The sequence below is a fragment of the Variovorax sp. 01T439_2 genome (assembly GCF_056398445.1).
The window spans coordinates 1-1,969 of record NZ_JBFTPJ010001035.1; the positions used below are offsets into that span (position 1 = coordinate 1).

3 protein-coding genes are annotated in these 1,969 nt (G+C 69.8%); 1 reads left to right on the top strand and 2 read right to left on the bottom strand.

The annotated features are described in order from the left end of the window. Together AC1DOC_RS31490 and AC1DOC_RS31495 are read right to left on the bottom strand one after the other, a co-directional pair. Positions 1 to 109: CoA transferase (locus tag AC1DOC_RS31490; protein WP_478131318.1), on the bottom strand; the 109-nt coding region annotated here is incomplete at its 3' end. Next, positions 102 to 1,040 carry a hydroxymethylglutaryl-CoA lyase gene (locus AC1DOC_RS31495; RefSeq protein WP_478081415.1) on the bottom strand — a complete coding sequence of 313 codons (939 nt, stop codon included), beginning with the start codon at positions 1,038 to 1,040 and terminating at the stop codon, positions 102 to 104. The genes AC1DOC_RS31490 and AC1DOC_RS31495, both read right to left, overlap by 8 nt. Before the next feature lie 125 nt (positions 1,041 to 1,165). Between AC1DOC_RS31495 and AC1DOC_RS31500 the strand changes: the two genes are divergently transcribed. Continuing rightward, entirely contained in the window at positions 1,166 to 1,906 is a 741-nt protein-coding gene (locus AC1DOC_RS31500; RefSeq protein WP_018904007.1) for an IclR family transcriptional regulator, read from the top strand. Positions 1,907 to 1,969: the final 63 nt, after the last annotated feature.

Genomic DNA, 1,969 nt, shown 5'->3' on the forward strand with positions numbered 1-1,969 from the left:
CCTCGGCGCCGAGGTCGGCCAGCAGCAGGCCGCAGGTGGGGCCCATCACCATGTGGGTGAACTCGACGACGCGGACGCCGGCGTACGGCAGGGGTTGGGATTCAGGCATGTGCGGTGGTTGTCTGTTGAACAAAGCCCTTGGGCAGGCCGGCTTCGGGCGTCATGCCGTAGACCGGTTCGCCGGGCAGGCCGGCCATGAGCGGCGCGCGCGCCGCGATGAGCTTCTGGATGTCGATGCCGGTGCGAACGCCCATGGCCTCGAACATGAAGACGAGATCCTCGGTGACCGCGTTGCCCGAGGCGCCGGGCGCATAAGGGCAGCCGCCAAGGCCGCCGAGCGAGGCGTCGAAGGTGCGCACGCCCTCGTCCCAGGCGGCCAGGCAGTTGGCGATGCCGAGGCCGCGCGTGTTGTGCATGTGGGCGGCGCCGGCGTGCGCGCCGAGCTCGGCGCGCAGGCGCCTGAAGAGCCGGCGCACCTGCGCGGGGTTGGCATAGCCGACGGTGTCCGACAGGCCTGCTTCTTCCGCGCCGGCCTCGATGCACTGCGCGGCGAGGCGGATCACGTCGTCCTCCGGCACCAGCCCCTGCAGCGTGCAGCCGAAGGCGGTGGAGATGCCGGCCTCGAGCCTCACATGCGGCGCCATCGCGCGGCGCAGCTCGGAGATGGCGCGCACTTCCTCGACCATTTCGGTCGGCGTCTTGCGCACGTTGGCAAGCGAGTGCGCCACGCTGGCCGAAACCGGCATCGTGAGCTTGTGCGCGCCCGCTTCGAGCGCCGCCTGCGCGCCCTTGCGGTTGGGCACCAGCGCCATCACGGTGAGGCCGGGCAAGGTGATGGCGTGGCGCACCACCTCGGCGGCGTCGGCCATCTGCGGCAGCAATCTGGCGGGCACGAAGGAGGCGACCTCGATCTCGCGCACGCCAGCCGCGTGGAGTGCATCGATCCAGCGCAGCTTGTCCGCCGTGGGCATGGTGGCCTTGACCGACTGCAGGCCGTCGCGCGGGCCGACCTCGCTGATGAGGACGTCGGGGGGTGTCATCGGTTTCGTCTCCTTGGAGCGATCGCCTGACCGGGCATCGATCGCTTGACAGTTCTATCTTGCAGAACTAAATTCCGTTAAACAGAATTAAACCGCCGAACGACTTTCCCTGTCAAGCCGACGCCATGCCCCGCAAAGCCCAGACCGAATCGGTTTCAGACCTCAATGCCGCGCCCGGCGGCGCCGCAGCGGTCGACCGCGCGCTGAGCCTTCTCTCGGCCTTCCAACCCGGCGACGAGGCGCTCACGCTCGCGCAGTTCGCCGAGCGCACGCAGCTCTACAAGAGCACGGTGCTGCGGCTTCTTGCCTCGCTCGAACATGCGCGGCTGATCCGCCGGCAGGACGACGGGCGCTATGCGCTGGGCGCGGAGATCGCTCGGCTGCACGGCCTCTATGCGGCGTCGCTGTCGCTCGACCGCATCGTGCTGCCGGTGCTGCGCGCGCTGGCCGCCGCCACGGGCGAGAGCGCGGCGTACCACGTGCGGCAGGAACAGGGCGACAGCTGGGTGCGGCTGTGCCAGTTCCGTGTCGATTCCTCGCATGTGGTGCGCGACCACGTGCGCGCGGGCGACCTGCTGCCCAACGACCGCGGCGCGGGCGCGCGCGTGCTGATCGCCTTCGGCCCCGAGGCCGAGCGCCCGCGCGGCGCCAGGGAGCGCAAGCTGTACGACGAGATCCGCGCCCAGGGCTACTGCGCGCTGGTGGGCGACCGCACGGCCGAGCTGGCCGGCATCTCGGCACCGGTGTTCCATGCCGACGGCCGCCTGGCCGCGGCGGTCACGCTGACGATGCCGGCGCACCGCTACGACGCGCGCCACATCGAGCCGGTGCGCGCCGCGGCCCGTGAGCTGAGCGGAGCCCTCTGACAAAAAGGAAGAGAAAACGCAGGTCTTCCTGAGATTACCTTCATTTTTGTCACTGATAAATCC